This is a genomic window from Lacinutrix salivirga (assembly GCF_053604675.1).
The window spans coordinates 1-353 of record NZ_JBSHNP010000002.1; the positions used below are offsets into that span (position 1 = coordinate 1).

Consider the following 353-nt stretch of genomic DNA (forward strand, 5'->3'; position numbering starts at 1 on the left):
TTTTGAGGTGTGCTTTTTAAAATCACGCATGATATTAGACAATAAATAACCTTCTTTTGCTTTACATAATATATGTATATGACTTGACATTATGCAATAGGCGTAAATCTCTAACCCTTTTTGTTTTTTACAATAATCTAAAGCGTTTATAATTACATATCGCTGCTTTAACCGAGTAAAAATATCTACCCAAACTACTGTTGTAATTGTTACAAAATAGCCTGTGTCTTCCATTGTTGCTTTGTATTTTGTAGACATATTTGTTTTTTTATACAATTTAAGCCTTTTAGTAAATATAAAAAGAGCATCAAAAAAACGATGCTCTTTATTACGTACTGTTATGGTCACGGATT

1 protein-coding gene is annotated in these 353 nt (G+C 28.6%); it reads right to left on the bottom strand.

All coding sequences use genetic code 11. The features are described 5' to 3' along the window. A partial coding sequence (locus ACVC5O_RS00010; RefSeq protein ID WP_452219415.1) for a transposase occupies window positions 1-258 on the bottom strand: 258 nt, incomplete at its 3' end. Window positions 259-353 lie beyond the last annotated feature (95 nt).